At 63.4% G+C, this 19,794-nt stretch carries 17 protein-coding genes and 1 rRNA gene; 7 read left to right on the top strand and 11 right to left on the bottom strand.

Annotated features, from left to right (window positions below; all coding sequences use genetic code 11):
- Positions 1-31: 31 nt before the first annotated feature.
- On the top strand, positions 32-499 hold the full coding sequence (locus AB0O87_RS06565; protein WP_363513040.1) for an Lrp/AsnC family transcriptional regulator: 468 nt from the start codon (positions 32-34) through the stop codon (positions 497-499).
- Here the strand turns inward: AB0O87_RS06565 and AB0O87_RS06560 are convergent.
- Positions 478-2,037 (bottom strand): PucR family transcriptional regulator, encoded by a 1,560-nt coding sequence (locus AB0O87_RS06560; RefSeq protein WP_363513037.1) that lies wholly within the window; start codon positions 2,035-2,037, stop codon positions 478-480. The genes AB0O87_RS06565 and AB0O87_RS06560 overlap by 22 nt on opposite strands.
- 101 nt (positions 2,038-2,138) lie before the next feature.
- Between AB0O87_RS06560 and AB0O87_RS06555 the strand changes: the two genes are divergently transcribed.
- On the top strand, positions 2,139-3,623 hold the full coding sequence (locus tag AB0O87_RS06555) for a CoA-acylating methylmalonate-semialdehyde dehydrogenase (RefSeq protein WP_363513034.1): 1,485 nt from the start codon (positions 2,139-2,141) through the stop codon (positions 3,621-3,623).
- Between the two features lie 15 nt (positions 3,624-3,638).
- Positions 3,639-5,027 (top strand): aspartate aminotransferase family protein, encoded by a 1,389-nt coding sequence (locus tag AB0O87_RS06550; protein WP_363513031.1) that lies wholly within the window; start codon positions 3,639-3,641, stop codon positions 5,025-5,027.
- A 21-nt stretch (positions 5,028-5,048) separates the two neighbouring features.
- On the opposite strand, the gene AB0O87_RS06545 is transcribed toward AB0O87_RS06550, so the two are convergent.
- The 5 genes from AB0O87_RS06545 to AB0O87_RS06525 are packed head-to-tail and all read right to left on the bottom strand — an operon-like array spanning position 5,049 to position 10,079.
- Positions 5,049-5,780: an FCD domain-containing protein gene (locus tag AB0O87_RS06545; RefSeq protein WP_363513028.1), complete on the bottom strand. Its 732-nt coding sequence runs from the start codon at positions 5,778-5,780 to the stop codon at positions 5,049-5,051.
- A gap of 33 nt (positions 5,781-5,813) precedes the next feature.
- The gene (locus AB0O87_RS06540; protein ID WP_363513025.1) at positions 5,814-6,593 is read right to left on the bottom strand and encodes a 3-oxoacyl-ACP reductase; all 780 of its coding nucleotides are present in this window, start codon (positions 6,591-6,593) and stop codon (positions 5,814-5,816) included.
- 39 nt (positions 6,594-6,632) lie between these two features.
- Positions 6,633-7,994, bottom strand: coding sequence for an aldehyde dehydrogenase family protein (locus AB0O87_RS06535; RefSeq protein ID WP_363513022.1), 1,362 nt, complete (start codon positions 7,992-7,994; stop codon positions 6,633-6,635).
- Complete coding sequence (locus AB0O87_RS06530; RefSeq protein ID WP_363513019.1) at positions 7,991-8,743, bottom strand: gamma-glutamyl-gamma-aminobutyrate hydrolase family protein; 753 nt, start codon at positions 8,741-8,743, stop codon at positions 7,991-7,993. The genes AB0O87_RS06535 and AB0O87_RS06530 overlap by 4 nt, the downstream gene beginning before the upstream one ends.
- A complete protein-coding gene (locus tag AB0O87_RS06525; protein WP_363513016.1) occupies positions 8,724-10,079 on the bottom strand; it encodes a glutamine synthetase family protein in 1,356 nt (451 codons plus the stop codon). Before AB0O87_RS06525 ends, AB0O87_RS06530 begins: the two co-directional genes overlap by 20 nt.
- Positions 10,080-10,238: 159 nt before the next feature.
- On the opposite strand from AB0O87_RS06525, the gene AB0O87_RS06520 reads away from it, so the two are divergent.
- Entirely contained in the window at positions 10,239-11,732 is a 1,494-nt protein-coding gene (locus AB0O87_RS06520) for an amino acid permease (protein ID WP_363513013.1), read from the top strand.
- 24 nt (positions 11,733-11,756) lie between these two features.
- On the opposite strand, the gene AB0O87_RS06515 is transcribed toward AB0O87_RS06520, so the two are convergent.
- Positions 11,757-12,092 carry a metal-sensitive transcriptional regulator gene (locus AB0O87_RS06515; RefSeq protein WP_363513010.1) on the bottom strand — a complete coding sequence of 112 codons (336 nt, stop codon included), beginning with the start codon at positions 12,090-12,092 and terminating at the stop codon, positions 11,757-11,759.
- Here AB0O87_RS06515 and AB0O87_RS06510 point away from each other — a divergent pair.
- Both AB0O87_RS06510 and AB0O87_RS06505 read left to right on the top strand, forming a co-directional pair.
- On the top strand, positions 12,091-13,368 hold the full coding sequence (locus AB0O87_RS06510; RefSeq protein ID WP_363513007.1) for a DUF445 domain-containing protein: 1,278 nt from the start codon (positions 12,091-12,093) through the stop codon (positions 13,366-13,368). The genes AB0O87_RS06515 and AB0O87_RS06510 overlap by 2 nt on opposite strands.
- A gap of 1 nt (position 13,369) precedes the next feature.
- A complete protein-coding gene (locus tag AB0O87_RS06505) occupies positions 13,370-14,323 on the top strand; it encodes an agmatinase family protein (protein WP_363513004.1) in 954 nt (317 codons plus the stop codon).
- A 30-nt stretch (positions 14,324-14,353) separates the two neighbouring features.
- Here the strand turns inward: AB0O87_RS06505 and hutI are convergent, their stop codons facing one another.
- From hutI to hutH, 3 genes are read right to left on the bottom strand one after another with little or no spacing between them, the layout of a single operon-like run.
- Entirely contained in the window at positions 14,354-15,526 is a 1,173-nt protein-coding gene (gene hutI, locus AB0O87_RS06500) for an imidazolonepropionase (protein WP_363513001.1), read from the bottom strand.
- A gap of 36 nt (positions 15,527-15,562) precedes the next feature.
- Positions 15,563-17,227, bottom strand: coding sequence for a urocanate hydratase (gene hutU / locus AB0O87_RS06495; protein WP_363512993.1), 1,665 nt, complete (start codon positions 17,225-17,227; stop codon positions 15,563-15,565).
- Complete coding sequence (gene hutH, locus AB0O87_RS06490) at positions 17,220-18,761, bottom strand: histidine ammonia-lyase (RefSeq protein ID WP_363512990.1); 1,542 nt, start codon at positions 18,759-18,761, stop codon at positions 17,220-17,222. Before hutH ends, hutU begins: the two co-directional genes overlap by 8 nt.
- A 22-nt stretch (positions 18,762-18,783) precedes the next feature.
- Here hutH and AB0O87_RS06485 point away from each other — a divergent pair, with 22 nt between their 5' ends.
- Entirely contained in the window at positions 18,784-19,617 is an 834-nt protein-coding gene (locus tag AB0O87_RS06485) for an IclR family transcriptional regulator (protein ID WP_363512987.1), read from the top strand.
- 90 nt (positions 19,618-19,707) lie between these two features.
- Here AB0O87_RS06485 and rrf read toward each other — a convergent pair.
- Positions 19,708-19,794: ribosomal RNA gene (gene rrf / locus AB0O87_RS06480) — 5S ribosomal RNA — on the bottom strand; the annotation flags it as partial.

Raw genomic sequence — 19,794 nt, 5'->3', positions numbered from 1 at the left:
CGACTGATTCGTAGAGTGCGAAGATCGCACCATGAGTCCGGCGAAGAAGATCCCTTCCCTCGATGCGGTCTCCAAGACGATCATCGAATTGCTCCAAGAAGACGGCCGTCGATCGTATTCGGATATTGGCCGCGCTGTCGGAATGAGCGAAGCAGCTGTGCGCCAGCGAGTGCAGCGGCTTACCGAGTCAGGGGTGATGCAGATTGTCGCCGTGACAGATCCGATGCAGTTGGGCTTTCATCGGCAGGCGATGATCGGTGTGCGGGTTTCCGGTGATGCTCGACGCGTTGCCGAAGCGATCGCCGCGATCGATGACGTCGACTACGTGGTTATCACTGTCGGCTCTTTCGATGTCCTCGCCGAGGTTGTTTGCGAAGACGACGACGACCTCCTTGCGCTCGTCAATGACCTCATCCGCCCGATCGACGGGGTGCTCTCTACGGAGACATTCATCTACGCGAAACTGCAGAAGCAGCTTTACAACTGGGGAACGCGATAAGACCGGCGGTGGGTCAGCAGGGCGAGATGGAGGGCTGAGAGAGTCTCTCCGTCCTCCAGATCAGCTCCCAGAAGGTCTGAAATCAACGTGATGCGCTGGTAGAACACCGAGCGAGAGAGGTGGCTGGCTACTGCCGCAGCCGATCGGTTTCCGGGGTGAGCCACGAGCGCAGAGAGCACTTCCAGCAGGTCGCCGCGGCGCTCCCGGTCGTACTGGAGCAGGGGTGCGAGCATGCGCTCACTGTGTGCCTGCACGCGCCGATCGTCGCGCAGAGATGCGACCAAGAGGTCGAGCGGGCGGTCTTCGGCCCTGTGCACACGATGAGCGCCTCCGCCGCGGTCGCCTTCCGCGAGATCAAGGGCGGCACGCACGGAGGCAAGCAGTTCGAGAACCCCGAAGGCGGCCGGTCCGAGAAAGGCCGTGCGTCCTGCGCCGGCGATGCGGGTAACGACTTCGTCGGAGAGGTGGACTCCTTCCGGTGTCGACACGAGAGCGACATCTGCGTCACCGATCCTGCGCGTCACGAGCTTCACGCGCTCGCGCAGTGCGCGATCGGCAAGCCCCTCCGTCGCCCCTGCACCGTGCAGCACCATGGCATAACACCGACGACCAGAAAGCGGCAGACCACTGGCCTCCAACCGGGCAGCCATGTCTTCTGTCCGCGTGAATCTCGCGCCGAGAAGATCGTCGATCAAGCCCTGTTGCGCTAGCAGGGTCCAGGCCTGATCTCCGCCATCGGCGAGGCACCCGAAGGCGAGCGCTGTGGCCCCTTGCTGAAGAACAGTGGCTCTTCCGGCTGGATGCGGCGGCCCTGCGAGTGCAACGAGCGTTCCCCACTTCATACCGCGAGCCTGCACGGGAACGCGCTCTTGTGCACCGTTTTCCTGCCAGGAGGCCAGTACGTCCGCGGTAGATATTCGTAGTCCCTCGACGGCAATGACTTCGCGCGCCAGGTTCTCCAACAGCACTGGCGCACCAAGGGACCGTGCGGTTTCCGCAACAACAACGTCGGCAGGAGCACCACGCAGACTCAACTCCGTGAACACCTCGTGCAAATGCTGGCGCTCGCGAAGCGCACCCGTCTGAGCGGCGATCAATGCCCGGTGCACTGCCTCGGTCACCGCGACGAACTTCACCTCGCTCGCCAGTGAGATCAGAGCGATTCCGGCCGAGCGACAGACTTCGACAACGGGATCGGGAACGTCCGCGTGATGGCTGCCCAACTCGACCACTATCCCCGCCACACCGGCGTCGCAGAGGCTGCGGGCCAGGTGTCGCAGGTCAGCGGGTTCTTCCGGCCACCCAGCCCCCGTCGTCAGCAACAGCTCACCGCCATCGAGCAGCCGCGCCACGTCCGCACTGTCAGAGATGTGCGCCCAGCGCACCCCCACGTTCAGCGCCTCACCGCCGACCACCACGGTAGGGTCGCCGACCTGTAGCTGCGTCATCGCCAGCACATCCGCCACCGTGAGTAATGCATCAGCGGCACCACCCGGACGATCTGTCTGATTAGACCCGAAGTCCCGACGAACTGACACCGTGAATCCCTCCTTAACTCTGTGAACCTTGAGAAGCATCAGCGTAGCGAACCTCGGTCAGAGTGTTCGACACTGCACGACTCAGCGCTCGGAGGAACACCGTGAACGTCATCCCTCACCTCATCAACGGCTCAGAAACAGCCGAAGCAACTCGCACAGGCCAGGTGTTCGATCCGGCAACCGGTCAGGTGTCCTCGCACGTCGCTTTGGCATCCACCGCCGAGGTCGATGCCGCCATCACCGCCGCCTCCGCCGCTTTTGCTTCCTGGCGGGAGACGAGCCTGATCAAGCGCGCCGATGTGTTCTTCCGGCTGCGTCAGCTGCTCAAGGAGCGCGCGCCGGACCTTGCAGCCATCGTCACCTCCGAGCACGGCAAAGTGCTCGCTGACGCGGCTGGCGAAGTCTCGCGCGGCGTCGAGAACATCGAGTTCGCCGCCGGCCTCGTCCACCTCCTCAAAGGCGAACGCAGCGAGCAGGTTTCCCGAGGGGTCGACGTGCACTCCGTCAAACAGCCGGTCGGAGTCGTCGCGGCCATCACACCATTCAATTTTCCTGTCATGGTTCCGCTGTGGATGGTGGCCTCAGCAATCGCATGCGGCAACACCGTGGTTCTCAAGCCCAGCGAGAAAGACCCTTCCGCTTCCGTCTGGCTCGCCAAGCTCTTCCAAGAAGCAGGCCTCCCCGATGGCGTGCTGAATGTGGTCAACGGAGATAAAGAAGCAGTCGACGCCCTGATTGACTCACCCCGCGTGAATGCCATCAGTTTCGTCGGCTCCACCCCTATCGCCCGGTCGATCTATCAGCGTGCCTCCACGGCGGGCAAGCGCGTGCAAGCCCTCGGTGGCGCCAAAAACCACATGGTCGTGATGCCAGATGCCGACATCGACGCCGCAGCAGACGCCGCCGTCTCGGCAGCATACGGCTCCGCGGGCGAGCGCTGCATGGCGGTCTCCGTCTTGGTCGCTGTGGGCGATGTGGCAGACGACCTCGTCGCGGGAATAGCCGACCGCATCGGCGGACTCACAATCGGGCCAGGCACAGATCCGGCGAGCGAGATGGGACCACTCATCACCCGAGAGCACCGCGACAAGGTCGCCTCCTATGTCACAGGCGCGGCAGCAGAAGGAGCACGAGTTGTTGTCGATGGCACGCAAAAACAGTTCGATTCCGAGGGATTCTTCCTCGGCGTCAGCTTGATCGACCAAGTCAGCCCCGGCATGAAGGTCTATGACGACGAGATCTTCGGTCCGGTACTAGCCGTCGTGCGCGTGGACGCCTACGCTGACGCTGTTGCCCTCGTGAACGCCAACGCCTACGGCAACGGCACCGCAATCTTCACCCGCGACGGTGGCACCGCCCGACAGTACGAATTCGATATCGAGGTCGGGATGGTGGGCGTAAATGTACCGATTCCGGTACCGATCGGGGCATACTCCTTCGGAGGCTGGAAAGATTCACTGTTCGGCGACTCACACATCTATGGCCCTGAATCAGTGCACTTTTACACCCGCTCCAAGGTCGTCACCACCCGTTGGCCCGACCACACACCGTCCCAGATTGACCTCGGCTTTCCGAGCAACCACTAACGAGGAACGCCGCTGATGACACACTTCACCGATCGACACGGTGCTTCCCTGCAGCTGCCAGCCCCGCAAGCTGAGGCACAGGTGCGCGCGGATGACCGCAACCACGTGTTTCATTCTTGGAGCGCGCAGGCCTCGATCGACCCGATGCCTGTCGCAGCGGGAGAGGGTGCGACGTTCTGGGATTACGAGGGAAACGCGTACCTCGATTTCTCCAGCCAGCTCGTAAACCTGAACCTGGGGCACCAGCACCCTGATCTGGTCGCAGCGATTCAACAGCAGGCGGGGCGCTTATCGACAATTCAACCGTCGATCGCGAACGATGTGCGCGGCGAACTCGCACGCCTCATCGCCGAAGTTGCCCCTGAGGGGTTCGAGAAGGTCTTCTTCACGAACGGAGGGGCCGAAGCAAACGAGTACGCCGTGCGCATGGCACGGCAGTTCACAGGTCGCCGCAAAGTCCTGTCGATGTATCGCAGCTATCACGGCTCGACGGCGACAGCGATCTCGCTCACCGGCGATCCACGCCGCTGGGCGAACGACACGGTCGACACAGGCACGGTGCGCTTTTTTGGGCCCTACCTCTACCGTTCGCCCTTTCACTCCGAGGGATTGGAGCAGGAGGGCGAACGGGCACTCGCGCATCTCGAACAGACGATCCAACTCGAGGGCCCGCAAACCATCGCGGCGATCATTATCGAGACGGTCGTTGGCACAAACGGTGTGCTGGTGCCGCCGCCGGGATACCTGCAGGGTGTGCGAGAACTGTGTGACCGCTACGGCATCGTGTACATCGCCGATGAGGTCATGGTGGGCTTCGGACGCCTCGGCAAGTGGTTCGGCATCGACGCGTTCGATGCCGAACCTGACCTGATCACCTTTGCCAAGGGGGTGAACTCCGGCTACGTCCCGCTGGGAGGGGTCGTCATCTCTGATCGCATCGCGCGCGTGTTCGACACCATGCCGTTTGCGGGAGGGCTGACATACTCAGGGCACCCGCTCGCGTGTGCCGCGGGTGTGGCGACGTTCGAGGTCTTTCGCCGCGACAGCATCCTGGAGCGCGTTTTCGATCTCGGCCACCGTGTCATCGAGCCGACTCTGCGCTCCTGGATCGACACGCACCCGAGCGTCGGAGATGTCAGAGGCCTGGGACTGTTCTGGGCGATCGAGTTGGTGCGCGACCAAGAGACGCGCGAACCCCTCGTACCGTTCAACGCGACAGGCGCAGATGCGGCACCTATGGCTGCCTTCGCCGCTGCCGCCAAAAAGGCCGGGGTCTGGCCGTTCACTCACTTCAATCGGGTACACGTCGCACCACCACTGGTGATCGAAGAAGAAGATCTGGTGCGCGGGCTTGCCGTGATCGACGAAGCACTGACCGTCGCCGACGAGGCAATCGTGGGCTGACCGAAGTGCAGGCGTAACCGATCAGATAAGAAAGCCGCGCAGCAGCGTCGCTGACCCTTCAAGGTGATCGCGCATCGCCGCCTCAGCAGCGTCTGGTCGCCCCGCAAGAATGGCGCTCACAATGGCCTCGTGTTGCGCTCCCGAGTGCTGAATGTTCCTCGGCATCAGCGGAATCGCATCCAACCACGCGTTCACAGCCGCCCGATTCTCTGCCACGAGCGCGACAAGGGAGGGGATGCCAGCGGCCTCTGCGATCGCCAGGTGCAGCAGAGTATCCAGTCGCCTGTACTCCTCTGGCCCCGCGGGCAGCGCCGCCTCGTGCCGCGCCCACAGGTCTGCACGGGTAGCGGCATCGAGGGATCGACTTGCCGCGGCACGCACTGCGCCGGTTTCCAGCACACTGCGCAACCCCAGCACGTCGTCGATCCCCTCCTGTGTCACCGCGGCAGATGCGGAGGGATGTGGAAGCGGATCAGCGACGAATGTGCCCCCGTAACGGCCTCGCCGCGGCAGGAGGTAGCCCGCATCGGCGAGCTCACGAATCGCTTCGCGCACGGTGTCACGACTCACGGCGAACGAGGCAGCCAATTCCCGCTCCGGGGGCAACGACTCGCCAGGAGCGACTACCCCGAGCCGGATAGTCTGCACCAGCCGTGCCACCGTGTCTTCCAGAGCGTTGCCGCGCCTGAGCGGTCGGTAGACCGCCTTTCGCACCTCGACGAGGTCGCCATCGCTGGAGTGCTCGCTGCTCATATCCTCACCCTGTCACAGCGAGGTGAGGAGTGTTCACAGCGGGGTGACGTAGGCGTTGCTGATGCCACCGTCGACCACGAATGCGCTCGCGGTAATGAACGATGAGTCATCAGAGGCAAGGAAAGCTACCGCTGCTGCAAGCTCTTCCGGCTCAGCAAAACGTCCCATCGGCACGTGCACGAGTCGCCGCTGTGCGCGTTCAGGATCTTTCGCAAAAAGTTCCTGCAGCAGAGGCGTATTCACCGGTCCAGGGCACAGCGCGTTTACCCGCACACCCTGCCGTGCGAACTGCACACCGAGTTCGCGCGACATCGCCAGTACGCCACCTTTCGAAGCCGTGTAGCTGATCTGCGAGGTCGCCGACCCCAGCAAGGCGACAAAAGAAGCGGTGTTGATGATCGATCCTCGACCTGCGGGAATCATGTGCCGCAGCGCTGCCCGACTGCACAGATAGACACTCTTCAGGTTCACATCTTGCACGCGGTCCCAGGCCGGCAGTTCGGTCGTCTCGATCGAATCGTCGTCAGCGGGTGAAATTCCCGCGTTGTTGAAGGCGATGTCAATGCGTCCAAAGTCCGCGGCGACTCCGTCAAACAGCGCGTTGACCTTTGCTTCATCCGCAACATCAACCGGACGGAAGGCCCCGCCGACCTCCGCAGCCGCCGCCTCTCCTGTGGCGGGGTCAACATCGGCAATCACGACAAAGGCCCCCTCTGCCGCGAAGCGCTTCGCTGTGGCGAACCCGATCCCGCTGGCACCGCCGGTAATGATGGCGACGCGCTCGTGCAGCCGCTGGGTCAGATCGATGCTCATGTGGGCTCTCCGTTCCTGATGGGGTGATTTGCGAGACGATTAGAGTTCATCGGTCGCGAAAAAGACGTTCTTGGTTTCCGTGAAATGTTCTGCGGCGTCCGGACCGAGCTCACGCCCGAGCCCCGAGGCTTTCATGCCGCCGAAGGGGGTCGAATAGCGCACCGAGGCGTGCGAGTTGACCGAGAGCACTCCGGCCTGCACCCCTCTTGTCACGCGCACCGCGCGTCCGAGACTCTCGGTCCACACCGACCCAGCAAGTCCATATGCGGTGTCGTTCGCCATGCGAATGGCATCAGCTTCGTCATCAAACGGCATCACCGCAAGCACGGGGCCGAAGACCTCTTGTTGGGCGATGCGGTCGGAAGGATTCGCCAGCACGACTGTGGGAGCGAACCAAAAGCCGTCACCCTGCGGAGCGCTGCCGCGGAAGGCGACGTCAGCCCCCTCGAGGAACGAAGCGACGTTGTCGCGGTGGCTCGCCGAGATGAGGGGGCCCATCTCGGTTTCGGTTGCAGCGGGATCCCCCACCTTCCAGGCGGCCACCTGGGGTTCCAGCATCTCGAGAAAGCGGTCATACACCGAACGCTGCACAAGCAGACGGCTCCTGGCACAACAGTCCTGGCCCGCGTTGTCGAACACCGATCCAGGCACCCCCGCAGCTGCCCGTTCGAGATCGGCGTCGGCGAAGACGATGTTGGCGCTCTTTCCGCCCAGTTCGAGCGTCACAGGCTTGAGCGCCCTCGCGCAGCCCGCTGCCACCTCGATACCCACTTCTGTGGAACCGGTGAAAACCACCTTGCGCACGTCCGGGTGTTCCACAAGCCGTTGCCCGACGACGGACCCCGAACCGGTGACAACCTCGAAAAGCCCCTCCGGCAGCCCTGCCTCCAGCGCCAGTTCCCCCAGGCGAATAGCTGTGAGTGGCGTCAACTCTGCGGGTTTCAAGACGACGGCGTTCCCCGCGGCGAGCGCCGGCGCGAACGCCCACGACGCGATTGTCATCGGGAAGTTCCACGGCACGATCACCCCGACCACGCCGTACGGATCATGGAAGGTCACGTCCAGACCACCTGCGACGGGAATCTGCCGGCCAGACAGTCGTTCCGGATCGGCGGAGTAGTAGTTGAGCACTTGCGCCACGTGCGCTGCTTCCCACCGCGCGGACCCGATGGGGTGCCCTGAGTTGAGCACTTCGAGTTGAGCTAGTTCCTCTACTGCTCCTTCCACGGCGCGCGCAAAGGACCGAAGCGCGTCTGCGCGCGCCACCGGAGCGAGAGCCGCCCAGCGGCGTTGTGCGGCGACGGCTCTGGCAATCGCGGCATCGGTTTCGCCGACATCGGCTCTGGCAACTTCCCGAATTGCGCTTCCGGTGGCGGGGTTGATCACTGTGAACGCGCTCATCTGGCGTCCTCCTTCCGTCGTGCAGCAAACGCACGAGCCTCTGAGACGAGATTTTCGAAGAGACGCCGATCATCGGCGTTTTCTTCTGGGTGCCACTGGATGCCAACGATGTGCGGTGTTGACGCGTCAACGAACGCCTGCACGAGCCCATCGTCGGAGCGGGCGGCGACGACCAGCCCTTTTCCGAGCCTGCCTATGCCCTGATGGTGATAGCTGTGCACATGGGTTTCGCCCGCCCCCAGAATCTCCGACAGCACGGTGTCGTCAGAAATGGTGATCGCGTTCTCGGCGAACACTCCCCCGCCGAGGCGGTAACGCTCGGTGCCAAGCGAGTCGGGTAGGTGCTGTTGGAGAGTGCCCCCTCGTGCCACGTTTACCAGTTGCAGCCCTCTGCAGATCGCAAGCACCGGCATGTGGCGTCGCTCTGCTGCACGAAACAGCGCCAGTTCCCACGCATCACGATCGCGCCGCGCAGGGTCAGTGGACGGGTGCCGTTGCTCGCCATAAAGCTCGGGGGCCACATCGGCACCGCCTGTCAGGATGAGTCCGTCCATGCCAGAGATAGCTGCATCGGCCGCCTCCGGATCTTGCGGCGGTAGCAACAACGCGATTCCTCCGGAACCTGTCACTCCTGCGAGATACTGCTCGGGCAGAAACGCGGCCCGCACATCCCACACTCCCTGCTGCGCACGCTCGAGATAGGTCGAGACGCCCACCAGTGGCGTCGGCTCAGAGTCGTTCGAAACCACGGATGCGCTCCCAGTCCGTCACAGCGGCGTCGTATTCTTGCACTTCGATGCGCGCTTGGTTCAGGTAGTGCTCGACCACGTCGTCTCCGAAGGCAGCGCGCGCGATCTTTGACTCGCTGAACAGTTGCGCAGCCTCCCGCAGCGTCGTTGGCAGGTGTTCGACCGCGTCTTCGTATGCGTTGCCCGTCAGCCGGTCAGGCAACGGCAGTTCGTGCTCAATCCCGTACAAACCGCCCGCGATGATTGCGGCCGTTGCAAGGTACGGATTCACGTCGCCGCCCGGTACCCGATTCTCCACGCGCAAGCCAGCCCCTGCCCCGATCACACGCAGCGCGCAGGTGCGGTTGTCGACGCCCCACGCCACCCCTGTGGGGGCAAAGCTGCCTTTCGCGAAGCGTTTGTACGAGTTGATAGTGGGCGCATAGAGCAGTGTGAACTCCCGCAGGGTGGCGAGGATCCCCGCAATCCAGTGCTCCATTACCGGACTGAAACCGTGTTCCCCGTCGCCGGCCATCACCGGCGTACCGTCCGCTTCACGCAGCGACAAATGGATGTGGCAGCTGTTGCCCTCGCGCTCGTTGAATTTCGCCATGAAAGTCAGCGACTTCCCATGCCGCTCCGCGATCTCTTTCGCACCGTTCTTATAAAGCACATGCTGATCAGCCGTCTCCCTGGCCTCCGCGTATCGGAAGGCGATTTCTTGCTGACCCAGGTTGCATTCGCCCTTCACCCCCTCGCAGTAGAGCCCTGCACCATCCATGCCGTTTCGGATCTCGCGCAGAAGCGGCTCCACCCGAGTGGAAGCGAGGAGGTTGTAATCGACGTTGTAGTCGGTCGCTGGCGTGAGCCCGTCATACTTGCGTGCCCACGCGTCGCGGTAGGTGTTGTCGAACACGATGAATTCCAGCTCAGTGCCAGAGAATGCCGTCCACCCGCGTTCCGCGAGACGGTCGCGCTGGCGGTCAAGAATCGCGCGCGGCGATGGCCCCACCGGCTCACCCGACTGCCACACGAGGTCGGCGAACACGAGCGCCGATCCCTCCAGCCAGGGAATGCGGCGAAGCGTCTCCACATCTGGGCGCAGCACCATGTCGCCGTAGCCCCGCTCCCAGCTCGACATTGCATAGCCATCGCGCGTGTTCATATCCACATCCACTGACAGCAGGTAGTCGCACGCCTCCGCGCCGTGATGCAGGATGTCTTCTTGGAAAAGTCGCGCAGATACCCGTTTACCTGTCAGGCGCCCTTGGGCATCGGCGAACGCCACGACCACCGTGTCGATCTCGCCGGCGGCAATGCCGGCATCCAACTGCTCGATGCTCAAGTTCCCCGACATCTTTGTCTCCCGTCATGTATGCAGTGAAGCGATCGTCCGAGCTGCTTCGCCCTCAGAGTAGATCAAGTCGACGTCTAAAGGTAGACGAAACCACCATTTGGCTGTCACAATCATCCGCAAGGTGCACCCGGCGCCTGCACGCATGCGAACGGAGAGCGGATGTCTGAGTCAAAAAACGAGTCACGCAAGGTCGCTGGGGCGACCTATACGCGGGCCGGAAGTGAGTACTTCGAGAAGCGCACACTGAAGAGGTCGGCTGGCGTATGGGGACTCTGGGGACTCGCCGTCGCCGCGGTGATCTCCGGTGACTTCTCTGGCTGGAACTTTGGTATCGACTTCGCTGGCTTCGGCGGCATGCTGATCGCCTTCGCCATCCTCGTCGTCATGTACTACGGCATGATCTTCGCGATCGGCGAAATGGCCGCCATGATGCCGCACACCGGCGGTGCGTACTCCTTCGCCCGGTCGGCAATGGGTCCGTGGGGCGGCCTCGTCACTGGCGCAGCAGAGACAATCGAGTACGTCGCCACCACTGCGGTGATCGTGTACTTCTCGGCATCGTATGCAAACGGCATCACCAGTGAGCTCCTGGGGCTCGAGCTCCCCGGGTGGCTGTGGTACTTGATCCTCTACGTCGTCTTCATCGCGCTGAACTCCGCAGGCGCAGCGATCTCGTTCCGATTCGCGATCATCGTGTCGATCATCTCCATCGGCATCATCCTCGTGTTCTCGCTGATGGCCGCGTTCTCCGGCGCCTTCAGCTGGGACGCACTCTGGGACATCGTTCCCGATGAAGGCCAGACAGAATTCTTGCCGCACGGCGTACTGCCGATCCTGTTCGCCCTTCCTTTCGCCATGTGGTTCTTCCTGGGAATCGAAGAGTTGCCGCTGGCCGCAGAAGAGTCGCACAATCCCACGAGAGACATCCCGAAGGCAGGATTCTGGGCACGCGGCACACTCATCGTCACCGGCCTCCTGGTCTTGTTCCTGAACACCGGAGTGATCGGCGCCGAAGCCACCGGCAAGGCAGGAGAGCCGTTGCTTGATGGTTTCCGTGCGATCGTCGGCGACCAGCTCGCCGCCGTTCTCGCACTGTTCGCCCTCATCGGGCTGCTCGCATCACTGCAGGGAATCATGTTCGCGTACGGACGCAACATGTATTCGCTGTCTCGCGCGGGGTACTACCCGCGGTTTCTCTCCCTCACCGGCAAGCGCCAGACGCCCTGGGTTGCCCTCGTCGTCGGTGCAGCCATCGGTTTCGTCGCCCTCGTATCCCTCGACCTACTCACGGTCGTTGATGCCGAAGGAGCCGGAACAGTTGCCGGCGCCATCGTGCTGAACATCGCCGTCTGGGGAGCGGTGTTGGCCTACGGTCTTCAGCTCGTTTCCTTCATGGTGTTGCGCAAGAAGTACCCCAACGCCAACCGCCCATACCGCAGTCCGTGGGGTGTGCCAGGTGCCGCAATCGCCCTCGTGATCGCCGCGCTGATCTTCGTCGGATTCCTGTTGAACCCGACGTTCGGCCCCGCCATCATCGCGATCGCGATCGTCTACGCCATCATTCTGCTCGGCTTCGGACTCTTCTTCCGCCACCGCCTCGTGCTCTCCCCCGAAGAGGAGTATGCGCTGTCCGGTGGCAACACCGAGGAGTAGTCACCACGAGTGGCCGGTGCGGAGCTACTTCGAGTCGAAGTCAAACGCTTTCAGCAGCTCCTTCACCGCCTTCTCACGCTCGTCACCGCCATCGTCAAACATCTCGGTGACGTGCGTGCGGAGGTGGTTTTCCAGCAACAGCCGGTTCAAGGATTCGAGTGAGCGCTGAATCGCGCGCGACTGCGTGATGATGTCTATGCAGTACTCCTCGTTCTCGATCATCCGCGCGACGCCGCGCATCTGTCCCTCAAGGATGCTGGTGCGGTGCAGAGCACGCTTCTTGATGTCTTCGATCACGTCTTGAGAGTACCTGCCATCAACCAACGCAGTCACCCAAGCTCCGTGAAAGGATGACGTCATGCCGCGAACACCCCTAACGCAGCTCTCGCCAGCCGATCAAGACCGATTTCGCGCGCTGCGACGCATGAAGGCGGTCGCGCTAGGCGCATTGATCTTCATGGCCGTCGTCTTCGTCTTTGCGTTCGCTTTCCAAGAGCGCATCGGTTGGCTCAGCTATGTACGTGCTGCCGCCGAGGGCGGCATGGTCGGCGCGCTCGCGGACTGGTTTGCGGTGACGGCGCTCTTTCGCCGCCCCCTCGGGCTGCCTATCCCGCACACGGCGATCATCCCCAGCCGCAAAGATGAGATCGGGCGCACGCTGGGCGAGTTCGTCGAAACCAACTTTCTTGAGGGCGATGTTGTCCGCACCAAACTCGCAAGCACGCATATCGCCCAGCGTGCAGGGGAATGGTTGCGTGAGACTCCGCACGCCGAGCGGGTAAGCGCAGAGGGCGCAACTATCGCGACCGCCATTCTGAATGCGCTCAGCGACGACGATGTCCGCGACCTCATCACCGACCTCGCCCGCGAGCACCTGGTCTCCCCTGAATGGGGGCCCCCTGCGGGTGCCTGGTTAGAGAAGATCGTCGAAGCGGATGCCCATCATGGAGCCGTCGATCTCGCGGCAGACAGTATCGAGCGTTGGCTGGAAACGAACGCAGAATCGTTCACGGGGCTGGTCTCGCGACGTCTCCCCGGCTGGGTTCCCAAACTCGCCCACCGCCTTGTCGACGACACCGTCTATCACGAGGCGATCAAGTTCGTTCGGGCTGTGCAGGCCGACCCGCAGCATCCGGCTCGGCTCGCCATTGATGGCTACCTCGGACGTCTCGCAGACAGCCTGCAGAATGACCCAGACACTCGTGCGAAACTCGAAAACGCCAAAGCCTCGTTGTTTGACAGCCCACGAGTGGGGGCCCTCGCCGCCGAGGCATGGAACACCGCCAAGAACGGGCTTCTCGCAGCCCTCGCTGACCCAGAGAGCGGCCTGCGCCGCCGTGCCGTCGAGGCACTGGAAGAGGTAGGTGAGCGTCTGACGACGGATGCTGCCCTGCAACATCGCGTAGACACCTGGGTATCAGATGCGACGGTCTTCCTAGTTGATCGGTATCGCCATGACATCGCGTCGATCATCACGGACACCGTCGAACGCTGGGATCCTGTGGAAACCACAGAGAAAATCGAGCTCATGGTCGGCCGGGACCTGCAGTACATCCGCCTGAACGGCACCTTCGTCGGAGCCCTGGCCGGTCTCGTCATCTTTACTGTCGCCCACGCACTGATTCCAGGAGTCTGAGATGGCACTCTCTTCTGATCCCCTGTCTTCTGATCCGCTGGCTTCTGATCCACTGTGGCCGCGCGCCGGATCGTGGCCGGCCTTCAGCGGCATGGCAGATGCCGTGTTGCTCGGAGTGCCGACCTGGCGCACTTCGCTCTCACCGACAGGGGCACATGCCACGCCGACCGCCATCCGCGAAGCACTGCCGCGCTACGGCGCGACGGTGATGGGGCCGCCCGCCGCAGACCTGAACGAGATCCTCGACATCGCCGACGCCGGTGATGTGACCGACCCAGACGGCGACGATGGCGAAGCAGCCGTCATCTCCCGCGTACGAGAACTCGCCTACGCGGCAGACCTCGTGATCGCGCTCGGTGGCGACAACTCCCTTACGTACCCTGTGGCGCTCGGCGCTGAGGCAACAGGGCTCATCACTTTCGACGCGCACTTCGACCTCCGAGACGGCGTTTCCAACGGCACGCCAGTGCGACGGCTCGTCGAGGACCGCCCCGCCGCCACTTCGCTTCCCACCGCTCCCATCGACCCCACGCGCATCGTGCAGATCGGCATCGCAGACTTCGCGAACTCGGTCGCCTACGCCCAGCGCGCAGCCGCGTGGGGCATCCGGGTGATCACACTCGATGAGGTACGTCGACGAGGCATCACCGACGTGGTCGCCGAGGCGGTCGAGATTGCGGGAGCGGGCGCAGATCCACGCATCCACCTCGACATCGACGTCGACGTGTGCGACCGGGCTGTCGCCCCTGGCTGCCCTGCAAGCGTGCCTGGCGGGCTCCAGGCCTGGGAGCTGCGCGCACTGACCAGGGCTGTGGCGACGGACTCACGTGTCGCCAGCGCCGACCTCGCCGAAGTCGACGCGACCGCCGACGTCGAGGATGGCCGTACCGTGCGGCTCGCCGCCCTGTGCGTCCTCGAATTGCTCACGGGTCTCGCCGCCCGCGACATCACCTAAATCACGCACATCTGCCTAAATCACGCACATCTAAGAGACGCTGCCGTCTTTCCACACCGTCCGCACCAGCGGAACGCCTGGTCGATAGGCGAGGTGGATGCGGGTGGGAGCCTCCAGCAGCAACAGATCTGCCCTGGCACCCGGCGCGATGACACCGATGTCGTCTCGCCGTAGCGCTGCCGCCCCGCCGGCGGTGGCGGCCCAGACGGCTTCGGCAGGAGTCATCCCCATATCGCGTACTGCCACCGCGATGCAGAACGGCATCGACGAGGTGAAGCTTGACCCTGGATTGGTATCGCAAGCGAGCGCGACGCGCACTCCGGCATCGATCAGACGCCGTGCATCCGGGTAGGGCTGCCGCGTCGAGAACTCCACGCCGGGCAGCAGAGTCAGTACGGTGTCCGAGCCAGCGAGTGCGGCCACGTCAGCCTCTGTCAGGTAGGTGCCGTGGTCGATCGAGGCGGCCCCCAACTCCACTGCCAGGCGTACGCCCTCCCCCGGGCCCAGTTGGCTGGCATGCACTCGAGGGAGCAGCCCGTGCGCCACGCCAGCCTCCAGCACCCGCTTCGACTGTGCCACCGTAAAGGCACCTGTCTCACAGAACACGTCGATCCAACGGGAGTGCGGGGCGCACGCGTCGAGCATCGGCCCGACAACCAGATCGACGTACTCCTCTGCTCGCCCCTCGTACTCGGCGGGCACAACGTGTGCACCGAGAAAAGTCACCTCGGATGTCACTTCAGAGGCCAGGCGCACCAGGCGCTCTTCGTCAACCACGGTGAGTCCATAACCGCTTTTGATCTCTACCGTGGTCGTGCCTTGCGCACGCATTTCCTCCTGCAGTGCCCGCAATCGTGCGCGTAGTTCGTCGTCGCTCGCGGCGCGCGTGGCAGCGACGGTCGACCGGATGCCGCCTGCCGCATACTTCTGTCCCGCCATGCGCGCTTCGAACTCGGTCGCGCGATCTCCACCAAACACAATGTGGCTGTGGCTGTCCACGAATCCGGGGATAACCGCGCGCCCGCTGGCATCCACCGTCGCATCCCCAGCCGCATTTACCGAGGGTGCGTCCTTCGCATCCCCCACCCAGGCGATCCGGTCGCCGTCAATCAGCACGGCCGCGTCATAGCGGGTTCCGCATAGATCTCCCTGCTCGGAGACATTGGTCGTCAACTCGGCAATATGAGTGATCAGGGTGCGCATCTGGATCCTTTCGGAGAGGGCTGATGCCGGTGCGGGTCAGAGCATCGGAATATGGAGGCCGCGCTCGCGTGCAACGTCGCGAGCGCGCTCGTACCCGGCGTCCACATGTCGCATCACCCCTGTTCCCGGATCGTTGGTCAACACGCGCTCGAGCTTCTCTGCCGCGAGCGTGCTCCCATCGGCAACCGACACCTGTCCGGCATGCAAGGAGCGCCCGATGCCCACCCCGCCTCCGTGATGCAACGACACCCAAGATGCACCAGAGGCCGTGTTCAGCAGCGCGTTGAGAAGCGGCCAGTCGGCGATGGCATCGGACCCGTCTTGCATCGCTTCTGTCTCACGGTAAGGGGAGGCAACGGAGCCAGCGTCAAGATGGTCGCGCCCAATCACGATTGGTGCAGAAAGCTCACCCGAAGCCACCATCTCGTTGAATTTGAGACCGGCGAGATGGCGTTCTTTGTACCCGAGCCAGCAAATGCGAGCGGGGAGACCCTCGAACTGCACTTTCTCTTTCGCTTTCTCCAGCCACCGATGCAGGGCTGCGTCTTCGGGAAAGAGTTCGGCAATCGCGCGGTCTGTTTTGTAGATGTCTTCTGGGTCGCCCGAAAGCGCGGCCCAGCGGAACGGCCCACGCCCCTCCTCGAACTGCGGGCGAATGTAGGCGGGTACGAATCCGGGAAATTCGAAGGCCCTGTCGTAGCCTCCCAACTGCGCTTCAGCCCTGAGCGAGTTGCCGTAGTCGAATACCGCGGCGCCGGCATCCTGGAACGCCACCATTGCTTCGACCTGCGCAGCCATCGACGCGCGAGCGCGTCGTGTGAACTCCTCGGCGTCGCGCTCGGCTTCGCTCTTCCAATCTGTGATGCTGATGCCGACAGGAAGGTAGGCCAGCGGATCGTGCGCGCTGGTCTGGTCAGTCACGATGTCAATCGGCAAGCCCCGTCGCTGAAGCTCGGGGAACACCGCAGCGGCATTACCGACGACTCCCACCGAGAGCGCTTCGCCTGAATCGCGGGCGGCCACCACCCTGTCGACCGCATCGTCGAGGGACGTCGTGTACTCGTCGAGATAACCGTGCGCCACGCGCCTCGCCAAGCGCGACTCATCGACATCGACGATCAGTACTGTGCCTTCGTTCAGAGTGACGGCGAGCGGCTGTGCGCCGCCCATTCCTCCTGCCCCACCGGTGAGGGTGAGGGTGCCGCGCAACGAATCGCGACCCAGCGAACGTGCCACGGCGGCGAACGTCTCGTACGTCCCCTGCAAAATGCCCTGCGTGCCTATATAGATCCACGAGCCGGCTGTCATCTGCCCGTACATGGTGAGGCCGAGCGCCTCGAGTCTGCGAAACTCCGGCCAGTTGGCCCAATCCCCCACCAGGTTGGAGTTGGCGATCAGAACTCGAGGGGCCCACTCATGCGTGCGAAAGACGCCAACGGGTTTACCGGACTGCACCAGCAGTGTTTCATCCGGTTCCAGCTCGTCGAGTGTGCGGACGATGGCGTCATACGCTTCCCAGCTGCGCGCAGCTTTGCCTGTGCCCCCGTAGACCACAAGGTCTTCTGGATGTTCGGCGACCTCTGGATCGAGGTTGTTCATCAGCATGCGTTTAGCGGCTTCAGCACCCCAGCTTTTCGCTGTGCGGTGGCTTCCTCGCTCCGCGCGAACGACACGGTGTCCTGCTGTGGTTTCTTCAGTCATCAAGATGCTCCTTTGCAATGCGGGCTATGTCGCCCGACTGAACGAGTGCGGTGACGGCTTCCAGTTCCGGCGAGAGAAAGCGGTCGGGGCCCGGTCCAGGCACCACACTTCGCACCAAATCACGGACCGCCCCTGTCGCGGGTCCCGGCTGCAGCGGCGACCGCAGGTCGAGCGCACGCGCAGCGGTGAGTACCTCGATAGCCAGCACCCGGCCAAGCCCGTCGACAGCGCGACGCAGCTTGCGGGCAGCAGCCCAGCCCATGGATACATGATCCTCTTGCATCGCCGACGATGGAATCGAATCCACCGAAGCTGGCACAGCCAGGCGCTTGAGCTCGGAGACGATCCCGGCCGCCGCGTACTGCGCGATCATGAGCCCAGAGTCGACCCCAACCTCATCTGCCAGGAACGGCGGAAGACCGCGACTGCGCGACGGATCCAACGCCCGATCCGTTCGGCGCTCAGATATCGAGGCAACGTCCGCGACCGAGATCGCCAGAAAATCGAGAACAGCAGCGACAGGGGCACCGTGAAAGTTCCCGTTCGATTCGATACGTCCATCCAGGGTGATCACCGGGTTGTCGATGACGCTGGCAAGCTCGCGATCCGCAATCATCGCCGCGTGAGCGAGAGTGTCCCGTGCGGTGCCGTGCACCTGCGGCGAACAGCGAAGTGAGTACGCGTCCTGTACACGGCCATCGTCTGGCCCTTTATGACTCGCCACTATCGGGGAATTGCGCAACAATCCGCGCAGATTCGACGCAGACGTGGACTGCCCGCCCTGTGGCCGCAGCGCCATGAGGTCTTCGGCGAACACGGCGTCCGTGCCGAACTGAGACTCCACCGACATCGCAGCCGCGACGTCGGCGGTCACAAGCAGCATCTCAATGTCGTGCATCGCCAACAGCAACATAGACAGCATGCCGTCAGTGCCGTTGATGAGCGCGAGCCCCTCTTTCTCCACCAGCGTCAGCGGTTCAATCCGCTCCCCCGCGAGGGCGATGGCTGCCGGCAGCAAATTTCCGGCCCTGTCGCGCACCTCGCCTTCGCCTGTAGCGGCGAGAGCGACGTGCGCCAGCGGCGCCAGATCCCCCGAACAGCCCAGAGAGCCATACTCGCGAACCACGGGGGTGAGACCGGCATTGAGCATCGCCGCATACGTCTCCACCACGACCGGCCGCACACCAGTACGCCCAGAGGCGAGCGTCTGCAAACGCAGGAGCTGGAGGCCGCGCACCACTTCCTTCTCGACCTCAGCCCCCGTGCCTGCGGCGTGAGACCTGATCAAACTCGCTTGCAACTGCAGCCGCCGATCGGGCGCAATGAACGTCGTGGCGAGTGCGCCGAACCCTGTCGAGACGCCGTAATGCGGGTGCGGGTCTGCCGCAAGAGCATCAACGACCCTGCGCGTCTCGGCGACCCTGGTCACAGCCGCTGGGTCGACCACCACTGGCCGACCGTGGCGTGCAACAGCGACGACCTCGGCGGGTGTCAGCGGTAGCTGACCGACAGATATGGAGGGAGGAACGCTCATGAGTCGATTTCACACCTGAACCATGCGCCCCACCACGGCATTGTGGGATGCTCTGTCTGTGATCCCAGACAACGACAACGCCGCAGCCGTCCCTGCCACAGTGGCCCCTGGCGCCGTAGTCCCTGCCGCCGATCAAACCCTGAGGATCTTGACCTATCTCGCTGGACGCCCTACCCCGGTTGCAGCCTCCGCGATTGCACGAGACCTGACGCTCCCGCGATCCACGGTGTACCACCTGCTCACTACCCTTTCGGCGCACGGCTACGTACTTCATCTCCGTGAAGAAAGACGTTGGGGCCTCGGCACATCAGCGTTCGAACTCGCGGGTGGATACACCAGACAACAGCCGCTCGCCCGCCGCGGACGACCACTGGTCGCCGCACTGTCTGACCAGCTCGGAGAGAGCGCTCATCTGGCTGTCATGAGTGGCGGGGATGTGCTCTACATCGTAGAAGAGCGCGCTCCACGCCGGCCCGCGTTGGTTACTGATGTGGGTGTGCGTCTACCAGCGCACCTGACAGCGTCAGGGCGAGCCATGTTGGCGGCACTTCCCGGTGAGCAGGTACGCGCGCTCTACCCCGATGCTTCCGCCTTCTCGGACCGACAGGCAAACGGCCCTCAGACTCCGCGAGAGCTCCGAGAGCTGCTTCGAGAGGTGAGGGCGCGCGGTTACGCCACCGAAGACAGCATGATCGAAGACGGGCTCCGCAGCGTAGGTGCCGCGGTCCGGGACCACGCCGGTTGGCCGATCGCTGCGGTCGCAGTCACCTGGGCTGACCATAACCTCGATGAAGAGGCGTTAGCCACAGCGGTGCGCGCATGCGCCCACGCTCTCGAAGCTCGTGTGAAGCGATGAACCGTGCCGACACCTACGTGGGTTGTGCGATAGCGACGTGTTAACGCAAAATGGCCACCCAACATTGGGTGGCCATTTTGTTTAAAAGAAGTTCGGCGGTGTCCTACTCTCCCACAGGGTCCCCCCTGCAGTACCATCGGCGCTGTGAGGCTTAGCTTCCGGGTTCGGAATGTAACC

It is taken from the genome of Microbacterium sp. NPDC076768 (assembly GCF_040687205.1).
Lineage (GTDB): Bacteria > Actinomycetota > Actinomycetes > Actinomycetales > Microbacteriaceae > Microbacterium.
Note: the sequence above shows the minus strand (reverse complement) of the source record. Positions and strands in the feature narration are given on the sequence as shown.

Bases quoted from the DNA above. Each gene is read 5' to 3' on its own strand.
- AB0O87_RS06565 (WP_363513040.1), top strand. From the start codon at position 32: ATGAGTCCGGCGAAGAAGATCCCTTCCCTCGATGCGGTCTCCAAGACG.
- AB0O87_RS06550 (WP_363513031.1), top strand. From the start codon at position 3,639: ATGACACACTTCACCGATCGACACGGTGCTTCCCTGCAGCTGCCAGCC.
- AB0O87_RS06545 (WP_363513028.1), bottom strand. From the start codon at position 5,780: ATGAGCAGCGAGCACTCCAGCGATGGCGACCTCGTCGAGGTGCGAAAG.
- AB0O87_RS06540 (WP_363513025.1), bottom strand. From the start codon at position 6,593: ATGAGCATCGATCTGACCCAGCGGCTGCACGAGCGCGTCGCCATCATT.
- AB0O87_RS06535 (WP_363513022.1), bottom strand. From the start codon at position 7,994: ATGAGCGCGTTCACAGTGATCAACCCCGCCACCGGAAGCGCAATTCGG.
- AB0O87_RS06525 (WP_363513016.1), bottom strand. From the start codon at position 10,079: ATGTCGGGGAACTTGAGCATCGAGCAGTTGGATGCCGGCATTGCCGCC.
- AB0O87_RS06520 (WP_363513013.1), top strand. From the start codon at position 10,239: ATGTCTGAGTCAAAAAACGAGTCACGCAAGGTCGCTGGGGCGACCTAT.
- AB0O87_RS06510 (WP_363513007.1), top strand. From the start codon at position 12,091: ATGCCGCGAACACCCCTAACGCAGCTCTCGCCAGCCGATCAAGACCGA.
- AB0O87_RS06515 (WP_363513010.1), bottom strand. From the start codon at position 12,092: ATGACGTCATCCTTTCACGGAGCTTGGGTGACTGCGTTGGTTGATGGC.
- AB0O87_RS06505 (WP_363513004.1), top strand. From the start codon at position 13,370: ATGGCACTCTCTTCTGATCCCCTGTCTTCTGATCCGCTGGCTTCTGAT.
- hutI (WP_363513001.1), bottom strand. From the start codon at position 15,526: ATGCGCACCCTGATCACTCATATTGCCGAGTTGACGACCAATGTCTCC.
- hutU (WP_363512993.1), bottom strand. From the start codon at position 17,227: ATGACTGAAGAAACCACAGCAGGACACCGTGTCGTTCGCGCGGAGCGA.
- hutH (WP_363512990.1), bottom strand. From the start codon at position 18,761: ATGAGCGTTCCTCCCTCCATATCTGTCGGTCAGCTACCGCTGACACCC.
- AB0O87_RS06485 (WP_363512987.1), top strand. From the start codon at position 18,784: ATGCGCCCCACCACGGCATTGTGGGATGCTCTGTCTGTGATCCCAGAC.